Origin of the sequence: Vallitalea sp., assembly GCF_025211055.1 — a bacterium.
Lineage (GTDB): Bacteria > Bacillota > Clostridia > Lachnospirales > Vallitaleaceae > Vallitalea.
On sequence record NZ_JAOARO010000072.1, the window covers coordinates 18,365 to 42,322 of the forward strand.

At 29.2% G+C, this 23,958-nt stretch carries 19 protein-coding genes; 3 read left to right on the top strand and 16 right to left on the bottom strand.

Annotated elements, in window-relative coordinates; genetic code table 11:
- Positions 1–44: 44 nt before the first annotated feature.
- Positions 45–1,322 carry an O-acetylhomoserine aminocarboxypropyltransferase/cysteine synthase family protein gene (locus tag N4A55_RS10210; protein ID WP_293755816.1) on the bottom strand — a complete coding sequence of 426 codons (1,278 nt, stop codon included), beginning with the start codon at positions 1,320–1,322 and terminating at the stop codon, positions 45–47.
- Positions 1,323–1,690: 368 nt separating this feature from the next.
- Here N4A55_RS10210 and N4A55_RS10215 point away from each other — a divergent pair, with 368 nt between their 5' ends.
- Positions 1,691–1,969 (top strand): ArsR/SmtB family transcription factor, encoded by a 279-nt coding sequence (locus N4A55_RS10215; RefSeq protein ID WP_293755819.1) that lies wholly within the window; start codon positions 1,691–1,693, stop codon positions 1,967–1,969.
- Positions 1,970–2,077: 108 nt separating this feature from the next.
- Here the strand turns inward: N4A55_RS10215 and serS are convergent, their stop codons facing one another.
- Positions 2,078–3,349, bottom strand: coding sequence for a serine--tRNA ligase (serS, locus tag N4A55_RS10220; RefSeq protein ID WP_293755822.1), 1,272 nt, complete (start codon positions 3,347–3,349; stop codon positions 2,078–2,080).
- 412 nt (positions 3,350–3,761) lie between these two features.
- Positions 3,762–4,823 (bottom strand): HD-GYP domain-containing protein, encoded by a 1,062-nt coding sequence (locus tag N4A55_RS10225; protein ID WP_293755825.1) that lies wholly within the window; start codon positions 4,821–4,823, stop codon positions 3,762–3,764.
- 892 nt (positions 4,824–5,715) lie between these two features.
- Here N4A55_RS10225 and adhE point away from each other — a divergent pair.
- On the top strand, positions 5,716–8,331 hold the full coding sequence (gene adhE / locus N4A55_RS10230; RefSeq protein WP_293755827.1) for a bifunctional acetaldehyde-CoA/alcohol dehydrogenase: 2,616 nt from the start codon (positions 5,716–5,718) through the stop codon (positions 8,329–8,331).
- 111 nt (positions 8,332–8,442) lie between these two features.
- Here adhE and N4A55_RS10235 read toward each other — a convergent pair whose 3' ends face one another.
- From N4A55_RS10235 to N4A55_RS10270, 8 genes are all read right to left on the bottom strand, one after another.
- Positions 8,443–9,252 (bottom strand): Cof-type HAD-IIB family hydrolase, encoded by an 810-nt coding sequence (locus N4A55_RS10235; RefSeq protein WP_293755830.1) that lies wholly within the window; start codon positions 9,250–9,252, stop codon positions 8,443–8,445.
- A complete protein-coding gene (locus N4A55_RS10240; RefSeq protein ID WP_293755833.1) occupies positions 9,249–9,539 on the bottom strand; it encodes a YkuS family protein in 291 nt (96 codons plus the stop codon). Before N4A55_RS10240 ends, N4A55_RS10235 begins: the two co-directional genes overlap by 4 nt.
- Positions 9,540–9,623: 84 nt before the next feature.
- Positions 9,624–10,121, bottom strand: a complete 498-nt coding sequence (locus N4A55_RS10245) for a DUF4446 family protein (protein WP_293755835.1) — start codon at positions 10,119–10,121, stop codon at positions 9,624–9,626.
- Positions 10,122–10,127: 6 nt separating this feature from the next.
- Positions 10,128–11,009 carry a ParB/RepB/Spo0J family partition protein gene (locus tag N4A55_RS10250; RefSeq protein ID WP_293755838.1) on the bottom strand — a complete coding sequence of 294 codons (882 nt, stop codon included), beginning with the start codon at positions 11,007–11,009 and terminating at the stop codon, positions 10,128–10,130.
- 2 nt (positions 11,010–11,011) lie between these two features.
- On the bottom strand, positions 11,012–11,782 hold the full coding sequence (locus N4A55_RS10255; RefSeq protein WP_293755841.1) for a ParA family protein: 771 nt from the start codon (positions 11,780–11,782) through the stop codon (positions 11,012–11,014).
- A 917-nt stretch (positions 11,783–12,699) separates the two neighbouring features.
- The gene (gene argS, locus N4A55_RS10260; protein ID WP_293755844.1) at positions 12,700–14,391 is read right to left on the bottom strand and encodes an arginine--tRNA ligase; all 1,692 of its coding nucleotides are present in this window, start codon (positions 14,389–14,391) and stop codon (positions 12,700–12,702) included.
- 268 nt (positions 14,392–14,659) lie between these two features.
- On the bottom strand, positions 14,660–15,310 hold the full coding sequence (locus N4A55_RS10265; RefSeq protein WP_293755847.1) for a response regulator: 651 nt from the start codon (positions 15,308–15,310) through the stop codon (positions 14,660–14,662).
- Positions 15,303–16,469: a sensor histidine kinase gene (locus N4A55_RS10270; RefSeq protein WP_293755850.1), complete on the bottom strand. Its 1,167-nt coding sequence runs from the start codon at positions 16,467–16,469 to the stop codon at positions 15,303–15,305. Before N4A55_RS10270 ends, N4A55_RS10265 begins: the two co-directional genes overlap by 8 nt.
- Before the next feature lie 513 nt (positions 16,470–16,982).
- Between N4A55_RS10270 and N4A55_RS10275 the strand changes: the two genes are divergently transcribed.
- Positions 16,983–17,924 carry an alpha/beta fold hydrolase gene (locus N4A55_RS10275; RefSeq protein WP_293755853.1) on the top strand — a complete coding sequence of 314 codons (942 nt, stop codon included), beginning with the start codon at positions 16,983–16,985 and terminating at the stop codon, positions 17,922–17,924.
- 98 nt (positions 17,925–18,022) lie between these two features.
- On the opposite strand, the gene N4A55_RS10280 is transcribed toward N4A55_RS10275, so the two are convergent.
- From N4A55_RS10280 to mnmE, 5 genes are all read right to left on the bottom strand, one after another.
- The gene (locus N4A55_RS10280) at positions 18,023–18,475 is read right to left on the bottom strand and encodes a GNAT family N-acetyltransferase (protein ID WP_293755856.1); all 453 of its coding nucleotides are present in this window, start codon (positions 18,473–18,475) and stop codon (positions 18,023–18,025) included.
- Positions 18,476–18,654: 179 nt separating this feature from the next.
- Positions 18,655–19,449, bottom strand: a complete 795-nt coding sequence (gene noc / locus N4A55_RS10285; protein WP_293755929.1) for a nucleoid occlusion protein — start codon at positions 19,447–19,449, stop codon at positions 18,655–18,657.
- Positions 19,450–19,609: 160 nt separating this feature from the next.
- A complete protein-coding gene (gene rsmG, locus N4A55_RS10290; RefSeq protein WP_293755859.1) occupies positions 19,610–20,329 on the bottom strand; it encodes a 16S rRNA (guanine(527)-N(7))-methyltransferase RsmG in 720 nt (239 codons plus the stop codon).
- A gap of 49 nt (positions 20,330–20,378) precedes the next feature.
- Entirely contained in the window at positions 20,379–22,268 is a 1,890-nt protein-coding gene (mnmG, locus tag N4A55_RS10295) for a tRNA uridine-5-carboxymethylaminomethyl(34) synthesis enzyme MnmG (protein WP_293755862.1), read from the bottom strand.
- A gap of 217 nt (positions 22,269–22,485) precedes the next feature.
- Positions 22,486–23,868, bottom strand: coding sequence for a tRNA uridine-5-carboxymethylaminomethyl(34) synthesis GTPase MnmE (gene mnmE / locus N4A55_RS10300; protein WP_293755865.1), 1,383 nt, complete (start codon positions 23,866–23,868; stop codon positions 22,486–22,488).
- Positions 23,869–23,958 lie beyond the last annotated feature (90 nt).

The following is a 23,958-nucleotide window of genomic DNA, read 5'->3' on the forward strand; positions in this document are numbered from 1 at the left end:
CATTACATATAATAATTGTCTAGCTATAAATTCTTATATAAAAATTATATTTGTTCTAGTGCATTAGCAAGGTCATCAATAATATCATCAATATTTTCTAGTCCTACTGAAAATCTTACCAAATCAGGTTTAACACCTGAAGCTATTTGTTCTTCTTCTGATAATTGTCTATGAGTAGTACTTGCTGGATGCAATACACAAGATCTAGTATCTGCTACATGGACAACCAATGCTATCAGGTTCAAGTTATCAATAAATTTCTCTCCTGCTTCTCTTCCACCTTTTACACCAAAAGTTAAAACCCCACTGGAACCATCTGGTAAATATTTCTTAGCAAGGTAGTGGGTTGGGTGACTATCAAGCCCTGGATAAACAACCCATTCAATTTTATCATTTTCTTCTAACCATTTTGCTACAGCTAATGCATTCTGGCTATGACGTTCCATTCTAAGAGGTAATGTCTCTAATCCTAAATTCATTAAAAACGCATTAAATGGACTCATTGTTGCTCCAATATCTCTTAACAATTGAACTCTAGCTTTTGTAATATAAGCTGCTTCTTTGAAATCTCTTACATATACAACACCATGATAGCTCTCATCAGGAGTTGTCATCTCTGGGAATTTACCATTATCCCAATTGAATTTACCACTATCAATAATCATACCACCTACACTTGTAGCATGTCCATCTGTATATTTAGTACATGAATGTACTACAATATCTGCTCCATACTCAATAGGTCTGCATAAATATGGTGTTGGAAAAGTATTATCAACGATTAATGGAATATCATTATCATGTGCCAATGTTGAAAACTTATCAAAATCTAGAATGTTAAGACCAGGATTACCTATTGTTTCAGCAAAAACAACTTTTGTATTAGACTTTATGTAAGTCTTTAATTCTTCTAGACTAAGTTCTGGATTAACAAATGTAACTTCTATACCGAATTTCTTAAATGTTGTTTTTAGTAATGAAAAAGAACCACCATATAAAGTACTAGCTGCTAATAAATGATCTCCTGCTGTACATATAGTCATAATAGATATCATTGTAGCTGCTTGTCCAGATGAAGTTGCCATAGCACCAATGCCACCTTCAAGCATAGCCATCTTTTTCTCCAAAGCCTCAACTGTTGGATTACTGATTCTTGTATACATATGCCCTGCCGCCTCTAAATCAAATAATTTGGCTACTTCTTGGCAAGTATCATATTTATATGTGGTACTCTGATATATAGGTAAAACTCTAGGTTCAGAGTTACCAGGATCATATCCACCTTGCACAGCCGCTGTTTCTATTTTCCATTTTTTCTCCATTCTTTGACCTCCCGTCTAAATATTGTTTATATTATAGAATATATATCACAAAAATTCAATATAGTAATTTACCAAAGTGCTTTTATTTGCTAAAATTCTTCATGGTAATTTTGGGCACTCTAGTAAGTACTATTATATTTTAAACCAATTAAACTATTTTTCATACCACATATAACAAACTTCATCTTATACATAACTTCTAAAGCTTAAATAATGAACTTATTATACATGATTAATTATACAATTCTGTAGAAATTAATACATTTTTCAATCTATATATTTACACAAATAACTATATTTGCTAAAATAATATATATGATTAAATTAAAAAAGATAAGGGCAGGACTTAATGGGGGGATTTTTTTATTATGAAAGATATAAATAAATATTATGAAGCAGCTGAAATATTAAAGGTACTAGGTCATCCTACAAGATTGTGCATTGTTAATGGTTTAATTAGAAATCAAGGTTGTAACGTCTCTTTTATGCAGAGTTGTTTAAACATACCCCAATCAACTGTGTCACAACATATTTCTAAATTAAAATCAGCTGGAATTATTGTTGGTGAACGTAAAGGACTAGAAATTACTTATAAAGTAGTTAATCAAATAGCAATTGACCTTGTTAATTCCCTTTTTGAAGATTAATTTTATGATGCTCAATACAAAATACTACAGGACTGACTCTTAATACATTATTGACAGCTATAAGCTACTATAATATATAAGAGACAGTTCTGTTTTATATTTAGTCTATTATTGAATTTTTTCTAAACCACCCATATAGTTTCCTAGGACTTCTGGAATAACAACACTTCCATCTTCTTGTTGGAAGTTCTCAAGTATTGCAGCAGTTGCTCTACCTGCAGCTACACCACTTCCATTAAGAGTATGAATGAATTTTGCTTTATCTTTTACATTATCTTTATATTTAATATTAGCTCTTCTAGATTGGAAAGTTTCAAAGTTACTACAGCTTGAAATTTCTACATATCTATTATAACTTGGCATCCATACTTCGATATCATATTTCATAGCTGCTGTGAATCCTAAGTCACCCATACATATCTTTACTACTCTATAAGGAATATTTAATAATTGTAGAACTTCTTCTGCATCTTTTGTCAACTTTTCAAGTTCATTATAAGATTCTTCTGGCTTAACAAATTTTACTAATTCAACTTTATTGAACTGGTGTTGTCTTATCAATCCTCTAGTATCTCTCCCTGCTGAACCTGCTTCCGCTCTAAAACATGCTGTATATGCACAATGTTTAATAGGTAGTTTAGCGCCATCAAGTATTTGTTCTCTATACATATTAGTTACTGGTACTTCAGCTGTTGGAACTAAGAAATAATCTGTTCCTTCAACCTTGAATGCATCTTCTTCAAACTTAGGTAATTGTCCAGTTCCTACCATACTTTTTCTATGAACCATAAAAGGTGGGAAAACTTCTGTATAATCATGTTTATCTACATGTAAGTCTAACATAAAGTTAATTAAAGCTCTTTCTAATCTTGCTCCCCTGCCTTTGTATACTGTAAATCTAGCTCCTGTTATCTTACCTGCTGATTCTGGATCAAGAATATCAAGGTCTTTACCGATATCCCAATGTGCTTTTGGTTGGAATCCAAAATTTCTAACATCTCCCCAACGTCTGATTTCAACGTTATCCTCGTCTGTATCACCTGCTGGAACTGATTCATTAGGTATATTCGGTATAGTTAACATAAAGTTATATAAATCACTATCAACTTTTTTTACTTCACTATCTATTTCTTTAATCTTATTAGATAGCTCTTTCATCTGGACTAATACTTCTTTTACATCTTTACCTTCTTTTTTCATAGCAGGTATTTGTTTTGATACCACGTTCTGCTTATTCTTCAATTGCTCTACTTCTTGTAATAATTGTCTTCTTTTAGTATCAAGCTCCACAAAAGAATCAAGGTCAAAATCCTCTTTTCTGTTTGATAAAGCTTCTTTTACTTGGTCAAAATTATTTCTTAACATTTTAATATCTAACATCTTATTCACTCCTTCTATTTTTCTTTTCTATACAATTAATAAGTGCCTTAGCACTTAAGAGATTTCTTAATATTCCATATCTCTTCACATTATTATCCAAAGACTACATATTGATTATTATAATAAAACAATAAAAAAACCCTTCGCCCTAATGGGACGAAAGGATATCCGCGTTGCCACCCAATTTATTACAATAAAAATTGTAATCTCTTGATTAGTACTATAAAGGATACTAACCTCTAACTCATCGCTAGGTACTCCGGAAGTGGAGAGATTATTTCGTTATGCCAGTTCTCACCATCTCTGACTCTCTTAAAAAACTACCTTAATCTTAGCTTCCATCACAGCACAAAAACTATTTTTAATAATTATAATATATATTATGTTTCTTTTCAACCTAAAATATTATTATTTATATTTCATAAGTATCTACAATAAAAAGTTTTTTATTCTCCATTAAATCAATCTCCACCCACTTATCACATTTTCCATTTTCATCTTCCAAAATTCTTATGATAGGTCTTGAAGGGAATCCATTATTCTGTTTTAGAACAATACCTTTAGCTCCTTCATTAGTTATAATTCCCATACCTGATGGATATACCGCTATATATTTAATAAACTCATCCACAAGTTCTTCATCAAATAATCGCCCTTTATTAGCAATAAGAAATTCTATTACTTCATATATTTTATAAGCTTCTCTATAAGGTTTTTTTGTAACCATAGAATCAAAAACATTACATATAGAAATAATTTTTGTCGCACTATTAATTTTATTACCACTCCAACCGAAAGGATATCCAGAACCGTCAACATTTTCATGATGAGTTAATATTATGACTTTAGATATAGAACTTATCCATGATGCTTCGCTTATGGCTTCATAACCATAGATTACATGCTGCTTAACTATTCCATATTCTTTTTCAGTTAACTTACCAGGCTTATTGAGGATTTCTTCTGGAATAATAACTTTACCTAGATCATGTAATAAAGCACCTATAGCTATGTCTTTAACTCTATTTTTGTTATAACCTAACTTTATAGATAATAAAACTGCTAAAGCACATACATTGACAGAATGGGCATATGTATATTCATCTTTTCTCCTAATATCAACCAGATTAACAATAATATTACGTTGGGTCAATACATCCTCAACAATATTCTGAGCAGCTGATACAATATTAGTTAATTCTAAATGTCCTTGGGTACTATAATTCTCCAATACTTTTTTAACTTCTTTTTTACAGTTTTCTCTTGTCTTTTCTTCAATAAAATCTTTTAATTCAACACCTTCAGATAATTCATCTTCTATATAGATGTAATCTACACCTAGCTCCCTTAAACGAACAATATAAGATTTCTTAATATGAATTCCTTTTGATAAAAGAAAGCTTCCATTTAATGAATAAACTGGTCGTGCCACTCTCTCATTACCTTTTAAATTGTCTATTAGTACTCTTCTCATTAAATCCCACCTATAGAACGGCTAAAAAATCTCTATTAACTACTACTTATTTAATGAATAATCAAATCAAATATTATTAATCAAGTTTCTAAAGATAATTATTTTGTTCTTTATCATTATTCGTTAATATATATATTAAACTTAAACATCATTTCAATAAGTTCAATATATTTCCCTTGATTTTATAATTTGAATAGAACTAAATAATTGCTCCTCTATAAAATTAATTAATTCTACTTATAAAAAAATCTCTTTACAGTTGATATAATCATATCATTTTTTTATAGTATCTTCAATTAAAATTGAAATAAATGAATAAAAAGACTTATTATGGTAATCATTATTAATGTACCATTTATTTACAATGTTTTATTTATGAGGATTTTGGTTTAGGAAATAAGCCTCAATAATATGGTACATCATCTAATACCCCCCTCAACCTGCGTTTTATTCCCCCCCTGAAACGCAGGTTATTTTTTATGTACTACTTAATTAACTTATTAAAGTTTTATACATAATTTATTGTTATAAATTTAACTAATTTTAATTATATTTAATACTACAACTTGTCTAGGTAAGAACTATTATTAAATATCTATAGTGTTTTTTTATATATAATAACTATAATTAAATCTTATTTATGTTAATAATGCTGTCATGTATACAGTATTTATAGTTATATTGTATATTTTAAATTGTAGATTTTTATTTTAGTAATTGACAAAATTTTATCAATTTGCTATTATATCAATGTAATATTTTTTTGATAATAATTGTTAATAATTTAACGTTATTTATGTATTGAAATCAATTTATAATGCGACTACATGTAGCATTATAATTACAAAATAGAAAAAAACTAATAATAAAAATATCTAGGAGGTATATAATTATGGCAAACACAAAAGTCACTAAAACTAATGATAAACCGAATATTGATGTGCCAAAAATGATTGACGAATTAGTATCAAAGGCTACAAAGGCATTAGATGAATATTTACAACTTAACCAAGAACAAGTAGATAATATTGTTAAAGAAATGTCACTTGCAGGATTGGACAAACATATGTATTTAGCTAAACTAGCTGTTAATGAAACTGGTAGAGGTGTATATGAAGATAAAATAACTAAAAATATGTTTGCGACTGAATATATCTATCATAGTATCAAATATGAAAAAACAGTAGGAATTACTAATATAAATAAAGAAGAAGACTACATGGAAGTTGCAGAACCTGTTGGTGTTGTTGCTGGTGTAACTCCTGTTACTAACCCAACTTCAACAACATTATTCAAATCAATAATTTCAGCAAAAGCTAGAAACCCAATCATCTTTGCATTCCATCCATCAGCTCAAAAGTGTTCTGCTGAAGCAGCTAAAATTGTTAGAGATGCAGCCATTAAAGCTGGTGCTCCAGAAAATTGTATTCAATGGATAGAACTTCCTTCATTAGAAGCTACTAATACATTAATGAATCATCCAGGTGTTGCTCTAGTACTTGCTACAGGTGGATCTGGAATGGTTAAATCAGCTTATTCAACAGGAAAACCTGCTCTTGGTGTTGGACCTGGTAACGTACCTTGCTTCATAGAAAAAACTGCTGATGTCGAAAGAGCTGCAACAGATTTAATCTTATCAAAAGCATTTGATAATGGAATGATCTGTGCATCTGAACAAGGAGCAATTATCGAAGAACCTATATATAAACAAGTAACAGATTACATGAAAAAACAAAACTGTTACTTCACAACAAAAGAAGAAACTAAACGCTTAGAAGGCGTTGTTATGAACCTTGAAAAAGGTGCGGTTAATCCAGCTATAGTAGGTAAATCTCCTGTAGAAATCGCTAGATTAGCTAATATAAACGTATCTGAAGATACAAAAGTTTTATGTTGTGAAATTGATGGTGTTGGTCACGAATATCCATTATCAAAAGAAAAATTATCTCCTGTATTAGCAATTATAAAAGCTAAAAATGCTAAAGAAGGTATTGATTTATGTGACAAGATGGTTGAAATCGGTGGTCTTGGACATTCATCAGTTATTCATTCCAAAGATGATGAAGTAATCAAACAATTCTCATCAAGATTAAAAACTGGTCGTATCATAATTAACTCTCCTTCTACTCATGGAGCAATTGGAGATATATATAACACAAACATGCCATCTCTTACACTTGGTTGTGGTTCTTACGGAAGAAACTCAACAACATCAAATGTAACAGCTGTTAATCTAATAAATAAGAAAAGAGTGGCGAATAGAAGAGTGAATATGCAATGGTTTAAAATTCCAGAAAAAATATACTTTGAACCAGGTTCAGTACAATACCTAAGTAAAATGCCTAACATCAAAAAAGCATTTATCGTTACTGACCCATTTATGGTAAAATTTGGCTATGTTGATAAAATACTTTATCATTTAAGAAACAGAAATGATAGTATTCATTGTGAATTATTTACTGACGTTGAACCTGATCCATCTATAGAAACAGTTAAAAAAGGTGCAGAAATGATGCAAAAATTTAATCCTGATGTTATTATCGCATTAGGTGGTGGTTCAGCTATGGATGCTGCAAAAGGAATGTGGTTATTCTATGAACATCCAGAAGCTAGATTCAGTGATATGGCTCTCAAATTCATGGATATTAGAAAACGTGTTTATAAATTCCCAACTATGGGTAATAAATCAAAATTTGTAGCTATACCTACTACATCTGGAACTGGATCAGAAGTAACTTCATTTGCAGTTATCACTGATAAAGAAAAAGGAATCAAATATCCTCTTGCTGATTATGAATTAACTCCAGACGTAGCGATAATTGATCCAGACTTCGTAATGTCAGTACCTGCCAGTGTAACGGCTAATACAGGTCTTGACGTATTAACACATGCTTTAGAAGCTTATGTTTCTGTTTTAGCTTCTGATTATACAGATGCACTTGCGTTAAAAGCTGCTGAGTTAGTATTTAACTACTTACCAAGAGCTTACAAAAACGGTAATGATGCTGAAGCAAGAGAAAAAATGCATAATGCCTCATGTATGGCTGGTATGGCATTTACAAATGCATTCCTTGGTGTAAATCACTCAATGGCTCATAAATTAGGTGGAGAATTCCATATCCCACATGGTGCTGCTAATGCTATATTATTACCATTTATAATTGAATATAACGGAAGTAGTACACCAACAAAATTTGCATCATTCCCTAAATATGAGAAATTTATAGCTCCTGAAAAATATGCAGAAATAGCTAAACATCTTAACTTACCTTGCAAGACTACAGAAGAAGGTGTTAAATCACTAGCTAATGCAGTAAGAAACCTTATGAAGGAACTTAATATAAAATCTTCTATAAAAGAATTTGGTATAGATGAAAAAGAATTTTTGAGTAGAGTTGACTACTTAGCAGACAGAGCATTTGAAGATCAGTGTACACCTGCTAATCCAAGATTACCTTTAGTAAAAGAATTAGTTAACTTATATAAAAAGGCTTACTACGGAAAATAATTATATACATGTAAATGAGAACAAAAAAGAAGGGTTGCCATTTTTCCCTTCTTTTTTGCTATTTATAAATATTAATTTTATCGATAATCAAAACAAAGAACAAGATTCATATTAAAAATCATTTAATATGAATTTATTAATTACTTCTGCAACTCCACTTTGATTATTATTACATTTTGTTACATAATTCGCCATATCTTTAATCTCATCTCTAGCATTACATATCGCTACTCCCATACCAGCATATTTAATCATATATTTATCATTGAAGCTATCCCCTACAGCTATTATCTCTTCCCTGTCTATATGTAAATAATTAGCAAGATATTCTAATGCCACTCCTTTATTAGCTTTCTTACTCAATACTTCTAAATATGTAGGCTTTGAAAAAAACACGTTAACTTTTTCATTATATAAGTCTATAATATGCTCTTGGATCTTTTCTAATAACTTAATATCATCATAGTTATATAATACTTTAATTGACTTATCATAGTTTTTAAGATCATCCACAACATAAGCAGATATGTTACTAAGTTTTTGATAAGTCTCTATCCTTGAGGTGACTTGTTCCACTATTACACCTTTTTTATCATAGAGTTGAATATCAACTCCATATTCTCTACCTATATCAATCAACTCTGGAAGTATGTCTTGTACCAACGGTTCATAAAAAATATTATTTCCACTGAAATCATTAATAACAGCACCATTATATGATATATAATAATCATTATCATTTGTAATTCCAAGTTCATTAATAACATTTATAATAGACTTACTTACCCTGCCAGAACAGATAGTTATTATTGTTCCTTTTCTATTAGCTTCTTGTATAGCTTTGATATTGTCTGTAGATATACTCAAATCATCATCTAGAAGTGTATCATCCATATCAAGCACTAACATCTTATATCTCAAAAAAAGCCCTCACTTTCAAATAAATTACTATATTTTCTACTATTAATTATATCTTCTATCTCTGCATAAGATTTATTATTAGCATTAATCATTAATACATTATTTGTTGCTATAGAGTTATGCATGTTATTACTAAAAATCTCATTATATAAACCTTTATATGAAGAACTTGAATAAATATATATATCATGAGTTTTAGTAGTATCATTCCCATGAATTACTTTGTAGCCTCTTCCTATTAGATAATTTTCAATATTATCTAATCCATCTTGCACTAATATGACCATTAGAACACCTCCTAGTAATAATAATAGTATTACCAAGAGTCGGTAAAATATAATATTAAAAATAAATATTGCTAATTGTTTTCCTTACTGATTAATTGCCTTTTCTATAGCTGACTTTTCTTCTTCTGAAAGAACTTTCTCACTTTTACCATCTTTTATTTCTTTTACATACATATAGCAACCTTCTCTACTATGCATACAGTTAAATAACACCCCACTATCTATTTGATTCAATAATGCTATTACAAAACTTAATTGTCCACCCATATTATCAAAGGCATTATATTTCACAATAGCAACTTTTTCTATAGATTGTCTAACATGTTTTTCTAGTTCTCTAATATCAAATTTTTGTTTGTGAAGAGTATCTTTGAGTCCCTCAATATCTTTAATATTATTTTGCAATACATCTTCAATATTAAAATCTTCCTTAGAGTTCATGAATTGATAATATTTATTTTTCCATTTCTTTATTCTAATGGAATTAATAATCAATAGTATCAACATCAATAATGTTATACCAATTAACGATAATACTATTAACTCAACGTTATTAGAAATATAATAATTTAACATCTCCATCTAAAACTATCCTTCCTTGATTGAATTAATTAATTCAATTAATCTCTCTAACTCATCATCTGAGTAATACTCTATCTCTATTTTCCCTTTTTTCTTGCTTTTATGATTAATAGTAACTTTTGTTCCAAGAATCTCTTTAAATCTTTCTTCTATATCTTTATATATAGCAGTTAAGGCTTCATCATTTCTTGATCCCTTTTTAGGAGTCTTAGGTTTTGTAATGCTCTTGATGAGTTTTTCTGTATCTCTAACACTTAGTTTTTCATCAAATACTTTGTTTGCAATATTATATTGAATCTCACTATCTTTTATTGCTAATAATGTTCTTGCATGTCCACTAGAGATCATTTCATCAACTATCATCCTCTGAACTCTTTCATCCAGATTCAATAATCTCATGGAATTTGCTATTGCCGATCGGCTTTTAGCTACCTTCTCAGCAACATCATCCTGTTTTAACTTAAAATCATTTATAAGTTTCTGATATGCAAACGCTTCTTCTATAGGATTAAGATTCTCTCTCTGTATATTTTCTATAAGTGATACTTCTAGTTTCTCTCTAGGTGTATAACCTTTTATAATTACTGGTACTTCCTTCAATCCAGCTAATTTTGCAGCCCGCCATCTTCTTTCACCAGCTACTATTTCATAGAATTTGTTCTTTTTTATAACTATCAACGGCTGAATAACTCCATATTGTTTTATGGAGTCTGATAACTCTTGTAACTGATCTTCATCAAACTTTTTTCGTGGTTGCTCTTTATTAGGACCAACTTCATTAACATTTATCTTAACTATACCTTTACTTTTATCAGTGATTTCTTGTTCAAGATCATCTGTAATAAGAGCAGATAGACCTTTTCCTAACCCTCTTTTTACGGCAGCCATTTCTAAACATCCTTCCTATTTATCACTTCATCTGCTAATAACCTATAACTTTCCGCACCTTTTGAATTAGAATCATATAGATTAATCGGTACTCCATGACTTGGTGCTTCTCCCAATCTAACATTTCTTGGTATTATTGTTTTATAGATATTTGTCCTCTTCAACTCTTTTTTAACTTCATCTACTACCTGCATAGACAAATTAGTCCTAGCATCATACATTGTAAATACTACTCCTTCAATCTCTAGATTAGGATTTAATCTCTTCTTGACTAAGTTAATCGTGTACATAAGCTGAGATAATCCCTCTAAAGCAAAAAATTCACACTGTATAGGTACTAAAACTGTATCCGCTGTAGTCAAAGCATTAACTGTCAAAGTGCTTAATGATGGTGGACAATCAATAATTATGTAATCATACTTATCTCTTACTTGATCAATTTGCTTTTTTAATATAAAACTATTATCATCCATTCCAATCAACTCTATCTCTGCACCAGCCAAATCAACATCAGCAGGCATAAGGGATATATTCTTAAATACATTTTTAATTATACATTTTTTCAATGGTGCTTGTCCTAAAAGCAACTCATATGTAGTATTCTTTAACTTCCTCTTATCTATTCCTAAACCTCTAGTAGTATTTCCTTGCGGATCAATATCTAGAGTAAGTACTTTTTTCCCCTTTTCAGCTAAGCAAGAAGATAAATTCACAGATGTAGTTGTTTTACCAACACCACCTTTTTGGTTAGCTACGGCTATTATTCTTCCCATTATTATTCCCTTCTTTCGGATATCGTTTTATTAATTATATCACAATAGGTTTTTTAAATCTATTTTTTTAGGTAGATTTAGTTAAAAATTGGATATTGGTATAGGCATTATAATGGGTTGTAAGTTGGATGAGTAAATTTTGGTGAATCATCTAGTAATACAGTACAAGTTTTAATAAGTTATTTTATTGATTAAAAGTGGTATTAGGATATTAGATTATTGGTTTATTAGGATATTAGTTGGTAGTAGTAAGTTTATTAATAGTGAATTAGATTAGGAGCTACAGGGAAGTGAGCGTAGTGACAAATATTTAGTTTTACTTCTCCTTACTCCAAGGAACGGTCTTCGTAAAACTAACTATTTATCACACTCATATACGTGTAATTGAATACATTTAGTTTGTTGTGTAATCTTATGAATGTCTCACATGAAACATCCTGACATATCATTCTACATTTTTATCCTGCTATAATATAATATCAAATAAATCCTGTACTCATCTTGTCTAGTTTTCTCCCTAATAATCATGCTTACTTAATCCCTCTACACTCAAAACCCAAGTAATAAATAGTTAGTTTTACGAAGACCGTTCCTTGGAGTAAGGCGCAGTAAAACTAACTATTTATTACTACGCTCACTTCCCTGTAGCCTCTAATACCTATATCCATGTTTCACGTGAAACATTTTTAATCTAACATAATAAACTACAATCTTTAACTTATCTTCCTCTGCTTCAATCCTTATTAACCAACTAACTTAATCCCTCTACACCCAAAACCCAAGTAATAAATAGTTAGTTTTACGTATAGCCCCTACTACTTATACCCTCCATTTCAGTCAAACAATAAAAAACCTACAGCCAAATTTATCAAACAATAAATTCAACAATAGGTTCCTAAAAAACAATACCATCCTATTTACATCTGCTCAGGTGCCTTAATACCCAACAAGCATAAAGCCTCCCTAATAACATCTCTAACAATACTAACAATCTCCAACCTAGCGTTTCTCAATTCCATATCATCAACTATAATAGGACAATTATGATAAAATCTATTAAATTCCTGTGCCAAATCGACAACATATCTAGAAATAAAAGATGGTTCTAATTTCTCAGCTGCATCAAATACTACACCTTGGAATCTCTGCAAAGTCTTAACCACATTAAAAGCTAAATCATCAGTTAATAAATCATAATTGATACTCTCACCTTTACTATCATATTCAGCTTTTCTCAATACACTAGAAGCCCTAGCATAAGTATATTGAACATAAGGTCCTGTTTCACCTTCAAAATTAAGAACCTTATCCCACGAGAAAACTACATCCTTAATTCTATTATTATACATATCATTAAATAGAATAGCACCTATACCAACAATCTTAGCAACATTTTCCTTGTCCTTTAGATTAGGATTCTTCTCTTCAATAATTTGCTTAGTCTTTTCAATTGACTCATTCAACAACTCTTCTAAATAAATCACTTTACCTTTTCTAGTTGATAATTTACCAGACTCCATACTAACTAAACCATAAGGAACATGAATCAACTTTTCATGCCAATCATATCCCATTTTGTCAATAACCTTGAACCACTGTGCAAAATGTAGATTTTGATCAAATGCTGTAACATATATACATTTTTCAAAATCATATGTTTTCTTTCTATAAACAGCAGCTGTAATATCTCTCGTTGCATATAGAGTACTACCATCTTTCTTAGTAATTAGACATGGTGGCATATTATCATCTTCTAATTCAACAATCTTAGCACCTTCACTAATCTTAATTAGTCCTTTATCATCTAATTCTTTTATAATAGCATCCATTTTGTCATTATAGAAACTTTCACCTGCATAAGAATCAAATTTTATATCTAACATACCATATATTTTGTTAAATTCTTTCAAACTAATATCTTTGAACCATTGCCATAGTGCTAAAGCTTCTTCATCACCATTCTCCATCTTAGTAAACCAAGCTCTCGCATCATCATCAAGCTGAGGATTCTTCTCTGCCTCCTGGTGAAACTTTACATAAATATTAGTTAGCTCATTAATACCATCTTTTTCAATTTTTTCTTTTGAACCCCATAATTTATATGCAACTATAAGCTTACCGAATTGTGTACCCCAATCGCCTAAGTGATTTATACCTACACATTTATATCCTAGATGTTCATGAATATTATACAATGCATTACCAATTATAGTAGTTCTAAGATGTCCAATATGAAATGGTTTAGCTATATTAGGAGAAGAATAATCAAGTACAATAGTTTTTCCCTCACCATAATGCAGTTTACCATTTATAGCATCTCTATTACATATAACACTTTCTACATATTTTTTCTTGTTTACATAAAAATTGACATACGCACCTACAATTTTTATATTTGAAAAATAATCTGAAGAACCAATTTTTTCTCCAATATCATTAGCAATCATATTAGGTGCTTTCCTAAATATTTTAGCCAATTTGAAACAAGGAAAAGCAAAATCTCCCATCTGGGAATTAGATGGGATTTCAATTAATTCATCAATTTCATTCTCTGGAAGATCAGTAATAATATTAGACAACAACTCAACAATAACCTTTTTAAACTCCATTATATAACTTCCTTTCATAAAAATATAATCAATAATAATCTATCAAAAATCCTATATCAATTTCATTAATTTATTAAAACAAAATAAATATTAATTATTAAAAACTCTCGTCCACCGAAGACGAGAGTACAATAAGTGAATTATAAAAATTATACATTAAATAAAGCTATTTGTCTAGTATTAAGGTTCATTAACTTAATCAACAACTGATATCAGATTACTCCTCAATCTATCAAAAGTACATATATAACAAATTGATAAATATTGATTAAAAAATATCTACTATATTATTTTTAATTGCATAAACTGCAGCTTGTGTTCTATCTGATACATTGATTTTTTTAAAAATATTTGATACGTGATTTTTTACAGTCTTTTCACTAATACATAGGTTATGTGCAATTTCTTTATTTAACATGCCTTCAGTGATAAGTTTCAAAACCTCAATTTCCCTTTTAGTTAACTTATTGAACCCTACTTCTTTTTCTTCTCTAGTATTATTCATTCTCTTAAATAATAAAGATGCCATATTGGGTTGTATATAAGACTCCCCATTATATATCGTTCTGATAGCTTTAATTAAAACATCTGATTCAGAATCTTTTAGTACATATCCTTGAACACCAATTTCAAATGCTTTGTAAAGATATTCTACTTCATTATGAATAGTTAATATTAAAGTTTTGGTTGGAATATTATTTTCGTTAAGGTATTTTATGACCTCTAATCCATTCATACGAGGCATATTAATATCAAGCAATACAACATCAGGATTGCCCTCTATGATCTTTTGAATTGCCTCTGAACCATCCCCAGCTTGATCAATGACATCTATATCATCTTCTAGCTCAATTAATTGTTTAAGACCCTCTCTAACCATTGAATGGTCGTCTGCGATAAGTATTTTAATGTTATTCATTAATATCCTCCTTGCTTTCCAAAATAGGTATCTTTACATAGATTGTTGTACCCATTCCCCTTTCAGATTTTAACTTATATTCACCCATTAATAAGTTAGTTCTTTCTCTCATCATAGTAATACCAAACCCTCTATTATTTTCCATGTTAAGTTTTACATTATTTATATCAAAGCCATCACCATCATCGTCTATTATTAACTCAATAAATTCCGAATTATAGTTAAGCTCAATATTTACATTATCAGCATTAGAATGCTTTTTTGCATTATTAATTGCCTCTTGAACAATTCTATATAAAGTTAAAGAAATAATAGAATTAACATTATCTTCCCCGTTCATAACATGTAAGGTTATATCATAATTGACTTCATTTCTAATTTTATCTATATATCTCTCTAAAGTAGGAACTAAACCAAGATCATCTAACGCCATTGGCCTAAGATTATAGATCATCCTTCTAGTTTCATCAATAGTTGTCCTTATAATAGATTTGAGAGACTGTAATTCTAATCTAGTTCTATCAATATCCTTATCTAATAATTTAATGCATAGTTCAGTCTTAAGAATAAGATTAGATAGGTTCTGAGATGGTCCATCGTGCATTTCTCTAGAAATTCTTAATCTTTCCTCTTCCTGAGCTTTTATAACTTTTAATCCCCATATTTCTTTTGTATACATATTGTTAACTTCACTATTGATTTCATTAAGTTCACCAGATAAAATATCATATGCAAAATCTAAATTATTACTTACATAATCAGATTTTTCAGCTATTTGCCGAATAGTCTTAAGCTGATTTTCTAAATTATCTCTCTTATGCACTATTTCCATTTCTTTTTCATATTCAAGTATAAGTCTATTTTTAATATCTTCTATTTCTTTTTGGACTAACTTTATTTCATCATCAGTATATAAATTACGATTTTTGTTAATAACTGATAATTTTGTTTGGCTAAGATTTACCTTTTTCTCTAACGTTTCTACATTATTTATAATATCGTTAGCTTCATCTTTTAGAATTGTAAATTTATCTTCTATTTCTACATATCTCTTTTTAATGAAAGAACTTATTTCATAAATCTCTCTATTTCTCTCTTTTATAATTTCTTTTGTATCATTAATTATGGTTTCCAATTTTTCCATTACATTTTTATACATTTTTTTAGCACCTACTGACAAAATATAACCTAAACTTTTAGTTATATTATTATATCATTAAAGTATATTATAATACAAGCAAATTACGTATATTAGTACTATCTTAGCAGGGAAAAAGTTCCAAAAAAAAAGTCCATAAAAACCAAATAAATTTAGTAATATTTTACGTATTTCCACTCAAATATAGTATATAACATTTTTCTTTATTATATATTAATATATAATATTATTATATTCAGTATATTTATTGTAAAATTTAACAAACTATTATGTTTTTATAAATTCTAAATAATTCTATTGAATTTTTTCCTAATTTGCTACATAATAGATAGTAGACATATTACCTATAAAATAATAATAAAAAAGTTCTATACTATATCTTATATAAATATGTGGTATAATGAATTTGTTAAAAACACAATGGTAAAAATAGGAAGGTTAAATAACTAATATAAAATTATATTTTAAAATATACCTTTCCTATACTGCAAAATAATAGAAAGGAGAAAGCAAGTGAAAAAACATACAAAAAATCTATTTTACTTTTTAGTATCGTTAATTACAATCTCGTTAATAAATAAAATAATATTCATAACCTCTACTATTAGGAATAATCTATTCTCATGTAATAGTTATTATTATGGGTGGAAATTTGGTAAATTATTTTATACTGTACAAGGAAAAGGAAAACCAATACTATTGATTCATGGTTTATATATGGGAAGTTCAGACTATGAATTCAGAAAAATAGTTAAAAACCTATCATCAAATCATACTGTTTATACAATAGATTTAATTGGTTATGGTAGATCCGACAAACCTAAAATTACGTATACCGCTTTTTTATATGTTCAATTGATATCTGATTTCATTAATGAAGTCATAAAAGAAAAAACAGATGTGATTGCTTCTTCTTCTAGTTCATCATTTGTTACTATGGCTTGTTATCAAAATCCAGATATATTTGACAAATTATTATTCATTAACCCAGCCAGTATAGCCTCACTACAAAAGAATCCTAATAAAAAGGATAAACTTTTGAAATATTTATTAGAAACACCTATATTAGGAACAACAATATATAATATTGCTTGCTCAAAATATATCTTAAGAACTAACCTTAGGAATAGATTATATTACAATAAAAAATTAGTAAGAAAAAAATATATAACAATATACCATGAAGCTTCACATCTTCAAGGGGCAAATAACAAATTTTTATATGCCTCTAAATGTTGCAAATATTTAAATGTCTCCATTAATAATGCAGTAGAAAACATTAACAATAGTATTTATATATTAATTGGGGATAATGACAAATCTGAAGATATTATCAACAGCTATTTAACTCTAAATCCAGCAATAGAATATTCATATGTACATGATACAAAACTATTACCTCATTTAGAAAAGCCTGCTGATATAATAGACATTTGTAATATTTATTTTAATTAATAGCTTAATAACCTTATAAAAAAATTATTGAATATTAATCTAAATATATTAAGTGCCTCCTTATCTGATTAAGGAAGCACTTTTTAATATAAAAATATTTACAGGTTACATTTTCTCATCATTTTACCTTTTTCAAGTCGCATATTAATGTGGTCAATATCAGCTTCTTGATAAACTTCTCCGCATCCTTTGAAGCCAATCTTTTCATAAAAATTAACTGCTGATAATTGAGAGTGTACTTCTACAAATTCAGCACCTAGATCAAAGGCTTTATGGAGCAGCATTCTAACTACTAGGTCTCCATAATAGTTACCTCTTTTTTCTTTTAGTACAGCAATTCTACCTATAAGATAAAGATTATCTTTTATAGTCATTCTGCCTGTCCCTACAGGGTTTTTATCTTCAAATACAACTACATGTATAGCTTCTTTATCTTCGCCATCAAAAACTATATTATAATCAATATTCTGCTCATTAACAAAAACCTTGTCCCTAACAAAAAAAGCATCTTCAATATTTTTATCACCATTAATATATATAGCATTAATCATGAGTAACACTACCTTCCATTACAAAATATTTACACATAGGAAAAGAGGCTAGCCTCGTCTTCCGTAGGGAGTTCAGTTGTTAGGAAAGTTTCCTTTTACGCATATGAAAACGTCACTCTTATATTTCTCAAAGAGTTGAACTTTCCTATAAAATTAAAAATATGTACAAATTTATATTATTAGTTCATAGGTATAACTATATTTATCTCATAAGAATCATCTACTTCTTTTACCTTATAATCAATATCAATACCTGAACTCTCCATCATATCAACAGCCTGTTTAATAGTATTAGTAAATATTCTTATATCTTTTAGATATCTTTTTACCTTTGCTTTATCTTTTTTATTTACTTGTTCAATTAATCTATTTAAGGTTCTATCAATTAACTCTTCAGTCTTTTTAACATTCAAAGATTGTTCAACTACTTTATTGAGAATATTAAGCTGTAATTCTTCATTAGGTAATTTTAATAAAGCTCTAGCATGTCTTTCAGACAAATTGTTATCAAGTAAAACTTTTTTAACATTATTACTTAATTTAAGTAATCTTAACTTATTAGCTATAGTAGATTGGCTTTTACCTACTTGTTTAGCAACCTCGCCCTGTGTTAAGTCATAATCATTAATTAGATTATAGTAGCCTTCTGCTTCTTCTATATAATTAAGATTTTCTCTTTGTAAATTTTCTACTAATGCTATAACGGCACTATCTTTATCATTTACATCAATGATAATTGCAGGTATCTCTGTAAGCCCAGCTAATTTACTAGCTCTTAATCTTCGTTCACCAGCAATAAGTTCATAATATTCATCATTAATCCGTCTAACACTAATAGGCTGCATTATCCCAAATTCTTTTATTGAATTAGCTAATTCATCTAACATTAATTTATCGAATACTCTTCTAGGCTGATATGGATTAGGTCTAATATTATTAACAGAAATAAAGGTTACATTGTATTCATTAATCATACTCAAAACTATTCCTCTCTTCTTTAGTTAATTATATTTAAAATCTATCTTATTACATAAACCATCATAATAGTTATTCACTATTTTTTCGTGAATTAATCTTATACTCATTATAACAAATATCATAACAAAATCAAAATTATTTCCCAGGAAATATTATTTATCTTAATGGATTTTTTTTAGGCTTACCAGCTTTTCTTGGATATTTATTAGGCGTAATCTTTTCTTTTTTAACAAGAACAAAAGATCTTTCTATCTTTGAAAAAGGAATTTCAACATTTTGAGTTCCTTCCAAAAGACCTCCTAATTGACTAATAGCATTTCTTGATACTTCAATCTCATCACTTGATTTACTAGATTTATAAGATATAAAATAACCTCCACATCTCACAAATGGAATACAATACTCACTAAGAACAGATAAATCAGCAACTGCTCTTGATACACATATATCAGATTGCTCTCTGTAAAGTTCAGTATTACCTAGATCTTCGGCTCTTGAATGAATACATACAACATCATCAAGTGACAGTTCATCTATAACATTTGACAAAAAATTAATTCTTTTATTAAGAGAATCAACCAATGTTACTTTAAGATGAGGATATACTATCTTGAGAGGTATACCTGGAAATCCTGCTCCTGTACCTAAATCAATCAAACTGTTATAGCTCCTTAGATCTATAATACTTTTTACAGCTATACTATCTAAAAAATGCTTGATAATAACTTCTTGTTCATCCACAATAGAAGTAAGATTAATCTTATTATTCCATTCAACTAACATTTCATAATACCTGTCAAATTGTTTTACCTGATTATCTGTTAGTTTAAAACCTAATTTCTCTGCACCTTCTATTAGTATATGATTATATTTCATACCATCATCCTATCTTATTATTATTTATAGCTTCTATATATCCATTAATCTAAAAATTATAATTTCTTCTTAGTTGTTCAAGATACACTAATAATACAGATATATCTGCTGGCGACACACCTGATATACGAGACGCTTGACCTATAGACCTTGGTTTGACACTATAAAGCTTTTGCATGGCCTCTATTCTAAGACCTTTTATATCTTGGTAATTCAAATTATCTGGTAGATATTTTTTCTCTAACTTCTTGAATTGTGCTACTTGTTTCTGTTGGCGAGTTATATATCCCTCATACTTCATAGAAATATTAACTTGTTCTATTACATCTGATTCAAGTTCACATCTACCCTTATCAATTTCTTCTAATACATCGTAATTAAGCTCTGGTCGTCTAAGTAAGTCAGCTAATGTAATACCAGAACGCAATGTAGCACTATTATACTTCTCTAAAAAGTCATTAACACTTTTATTAGCACCTACAGTAGTATTTATTAATCTATTTATTTCTTTATCTATCTTCTTTTCCTTTTCTCTCACACTATTATGTCTTTCATCAGAAATCAAACCTACTTTATGACCTATTGATGATAATCTAAGATCTGCATTATCCTGTCTTAACAATAATCTATACTCGGCTCTTGATGTCATCATTCTATAAGGTTCATTGGTACCTTTTGTAACCAAATCATCAATAAGAACTCCTATATAAGCATCAGATCTGTCTAATACTATCTGTTCTTTTCCTAATATCTTCATACTTGCATTAATACCAGCTATTAGTCCTTGTGCAGCTGCTTCTTCATATCCTGAACTTCCGTTGAACTGTCCCGCACTATATAGACCAGATATATTCTTGAATTCAAGAGTAGAGTTTAACTGTAAAGGATTAATACAATCATATTCTATAGCATAACCTGGTCGCATAATTACACATTTTTCTAAACCAGGAAGGGTTCTTAACATATCTCTTTGAACATCTTCTGGAAGTGAACTTGACATTCCTTGAACATACATCTCATTAGTATATTCACCTTCTGGCTCTAGAAAAACTTGATGTCTTTCTTTATCTTGGAATCTAACAACTTTATCTTCAATGGAAGGACAATATCTTGGACCAGTTCCCTCTATGACTCCACTATAAAGAGGTGATCTATCAAGATTTTTCTTAATGATACTATGAGTATCTACATTAGTATAAGTTAACCAACATGATATTTGCTCTCTTTTGATTTCCTCTTCTGTATTAATAAATGAAAATGGAACAATTCTATCGTCACCTTTTTGCTCATCCATTTTATTAAAATTAACTGTATTTTTGTCAATTCTTGAAGGAGTACCAGTCTTGAATCTATACATCTCAATTCCTAAACTCTTCAAACTATCAGTAAGATAATTAGCTGCAAGTAGACCATTAGGTCCACTATTAATACTAACCTCTCCATATATACAACGTGCTTTTAGATAAGTTCCACTAGCAATTATTACTGTTTTACTATTATATACAGCACCTGAAATAGTCTTTACTCCTGTAATTTTACCCTCTTTAGCTATTATATCAGTTACTTCACTTTGCTTTATAGTTAAATGTGAAGTGTTTTCTAAGATTATTTTCATTTCTTTGGAATAGGTAAATTTATCTGCTTGAGCTCTTAGAGAATGAACTGCAGGACCTTTACCAGTATTCAACATCCTTGATTGTAAATACGTTTTATCTATATTCTTACCCATTTCACCACCTAGAGCATCTATTTCACGAACTAGATGACCTTTTGATGTTCCTCCTATACTAGGATTACATGGCATCATGGCTATACTATCTAAACTTACCGAAAATATAACTGTTTCAAGGCCTAATCTGGCAGCCGCTAGAGCAGCTTCACAGCCTGCATGTCCAGCACCTATAACAGCTACATCGTAATTTCCTTCAATATAACTCATATACATTAACTCCTTTTACATTAACTCTAGTCCATCAAAGCTATTAGGATAAATTAAACTTATTTGCTCAACTTTCCCACCTTTAATTTAATGCAGGTAAATTAAGGGTTATAGGTTTGGTTTACAGAATAAAAAGATAGAAGAAACACCTATATTTTTATTCTATAAAGCCTTTAATTAGCTTACCTGCATAATATATTGAAGTGGGAAAGTTGAGTTATTTACCTAAACAAAACTGGCTAAAAATTTGATGAATAATATCATCACTAACACTATCTCCTGTAATCTCTCCTAGATAATCATATGAATTCTTTAGATCAATAGACCAACAATCCTCAGGCATACCCATTTCTATTGATTCCTTAACAGAATTCAAACTATCTATTGCATTCTCAAGAGATACTTTATGTCGTATATTGGTAATATATAGATTATCATTAAAATTAATATCACCAATTAAGAACATGTCTTTTATAGTCTTTCGTATATCATCTAAGCCTTTATTATCTTTCAATGATGTAGATATAATTCTAGCATTCTTAACTTCCATATTAACAGATTCTTCTGTTATTCTAACAGGAAGATCAATCTTATTCAATAATACAATGGTTTTTTTATCTTTGATAAGATCAAATATATATCTATCTTCTTTGGCTAAATCACTTGAAGCGTCCAACATCATTATAACCAAATCTGCTTTTTCAACTAACTCTTCTGATTTATTAACACCAATCTTTTCAACAATATCTTCTGTTTCTCTAATTCCTGCTGTATCAATTATTCTAAGTGGTATACCTTTTATATTCATATACTCTTCTAAAATATCTCTAGTTGTACCTGCTACATGGGTTACAATAGCTCTATCTTCATTTAATAACGCATTCATAAGAGAAGATTTACCCACATTTGGTTTACCAACTATGACTGTTTTTATACCTTCTCTAATAATTTTACCATCATCAGCTGAATTTAACAGTTTGCTAACTTTTACTTTTATCCCATCAAGATTATTTAATACCATATTTTCGCCTAACTCTTCGTAATCATACTCTGGATAATCTATAGATGCTTCTATATGTGCTATCAATTCTATCAGCTTACTTCTTATATTCTTTATTTCCCGGTAAATATTACCTTTTAATTGATTAACCGAACTTTCTAAAGACAGTTCCGTTTTTGCATTAATAATATCTATAACGGCTTCTGCACTTGATAAATCTATTCTTCCGTTTAAAAATGCTCTTTTAGTAAATTCTCCAGGTTCCGCTAATCTAGCTCCATTTGATAAAACCAAATGAAGTATCTTTTGCATTACTATAACTCCACCATGACAATTAATCTCAATTATGTTTTCTTTTGTATACGTGTTAGGTTCTTTCATAACAGATACAAGCACTTCGTCAACTATCTCATTTGACTCTGGATCAATTATATTACCATAATGAATTGTATGTGTTTTCTGTTCTATCAACTTTTTATTATTTTTTGAAACAAATAATTTGTCTGCAATGATAATAGCATCTTCTCCACTTATTCTAATGATACCTATACCTGATGCAGATAAAGAAGTAGATATAGCTGCTATTGTATTATTTACCATAACAAAACTCCTTTTTGCGTATTTCCTATATTATGATAAAAAACCCATGCTCGTAAGCTTGGGTCTTTATAAAGACGGGAGCTTAGGCCC

What these genes read in the sequence shown, in the direction of transcription:
- N4A55_RS10210 (WP_293755816.1), bottom strand. Translation starts at nt 1,322, where the DNA reads ATGGAGAAAAAATGGAAAATAGAAACAGCGGCTGTGCAAGGTGGATAT.
- N4A55_RS10215 (WP_293755819.1), top strand. Translation starts at nt 1,691, where the DNA reads ATGAAAGATATAAATAAATATTATGAAGCAGCTGAAATATTAAAGGTA.
- serS (WP_293755822.1), bottom strand. Translation starts at nt 3,349, where the DNA reads ATGTTAGATATTAAAATGTTAAGAAATAATTTTGACCAAGTAAAAGAA.
- N4A55_RS10225 (WP_293755825.1), bottom strand. Translation starts at nt 4,823, where the DNA reads ATGAGAAGAGTACTAATAGACAATTTAAAAGGTAATGAGAGAGTGGCA.
- adhE (WP_293755827.1), top strand. Translation starts at nt 5,716, where the DNA reads ATGGCAAACACAAAAGTCACTAAAACTAATGATAAACCGAATATTGAT.
- N4A55_RS10240 (WP_293755833.1), bottom strand. Translation starts at nt 9,539, where the DNA reads ATGGTCATATTAGTGCAAGATGGATTAGATAATATTGAAAATTATCTA.
- N4A55_RS10245 (WP_293755835.1), bottom strand. Translation starts at nt 10,121, where the DNA reads ATGGAGATGTTAAATTATTATATTTCTAATAACGTTGAGTTAATAGTA.
- N4A55_RS10250 (WP_293755838.1), bottom strand. Translation starts at nt 11,009, where the DNA reads ATGGCTGCCGTAAAAAGAGGGTTAGGAAAAGGTCTATCTGCTCTTATT.
- N4A55_RS10255 (WP_293755841.1), bottom strand. Translation starts at nt 11,782, where the DNA reads ATGGGAAGAATAATAGCCGTAGCTAACCAAAAAGGTGGTGTTGGTAAA.
- argS (WP_293755844.1), bottom strand. Translation starts at nt 14,391, where the DNA reads ATGGAGTTTAAAAAGGTTATTGTTGAGTTGTTGTCTAATATTATTACT.
- N4A55_RS10265 (WP_293755847.1), bottom strand. Translation starts at nt 15,310, where the DNA reads ATGAATAACATTAAAATACTTATCGCAGACGACCATTCAATGGTTAGA.
- N4A55_RS10270 (WP_293755850.1), bottom strand. Translation starts at nt 16,469, where the DNA reads ATGTATAAAAATGTAATGGAAAAATTGGAAACCATAATTAATGATACA.
- N4A55_RS10280 (WP_293755856.1), bottom strand. Translation starts at nt 18,475, where the DNA reads ATGATTAATGCTATATATATTAATGGTGATAAAAATATTGAAGATGCT.
- noc (WP_293755929.1), bottom strand. Translation starts at nt 19,449, where the DNA reads ATGATTAATGAATACAATGTAACCTTTATTTCTGTTAATAATATTAGA.
- rsmG (WP_293755859.1), bottom strand. Translation starts at nt 20,329, where the DNA reads ATGAAATATAATCATATACTAATAGAAGGTGCAGAGAAATTAGGTTTT.
- mnmG (WP_293755862.1), bottom strand. Translation starts at nt 22,268, where the DNA reads ATGAGTTATATTGAAGGAAATTACGATGTAGCTGTTATAGGTGCTGGA.
- mnmE (WP_293755865.1), bottom strand. Translation starts at nt 23,868, where the DNA reads ATGGTAAATAATACAATAGCAGCTATATCTACTTCTTTATCTGCATCA.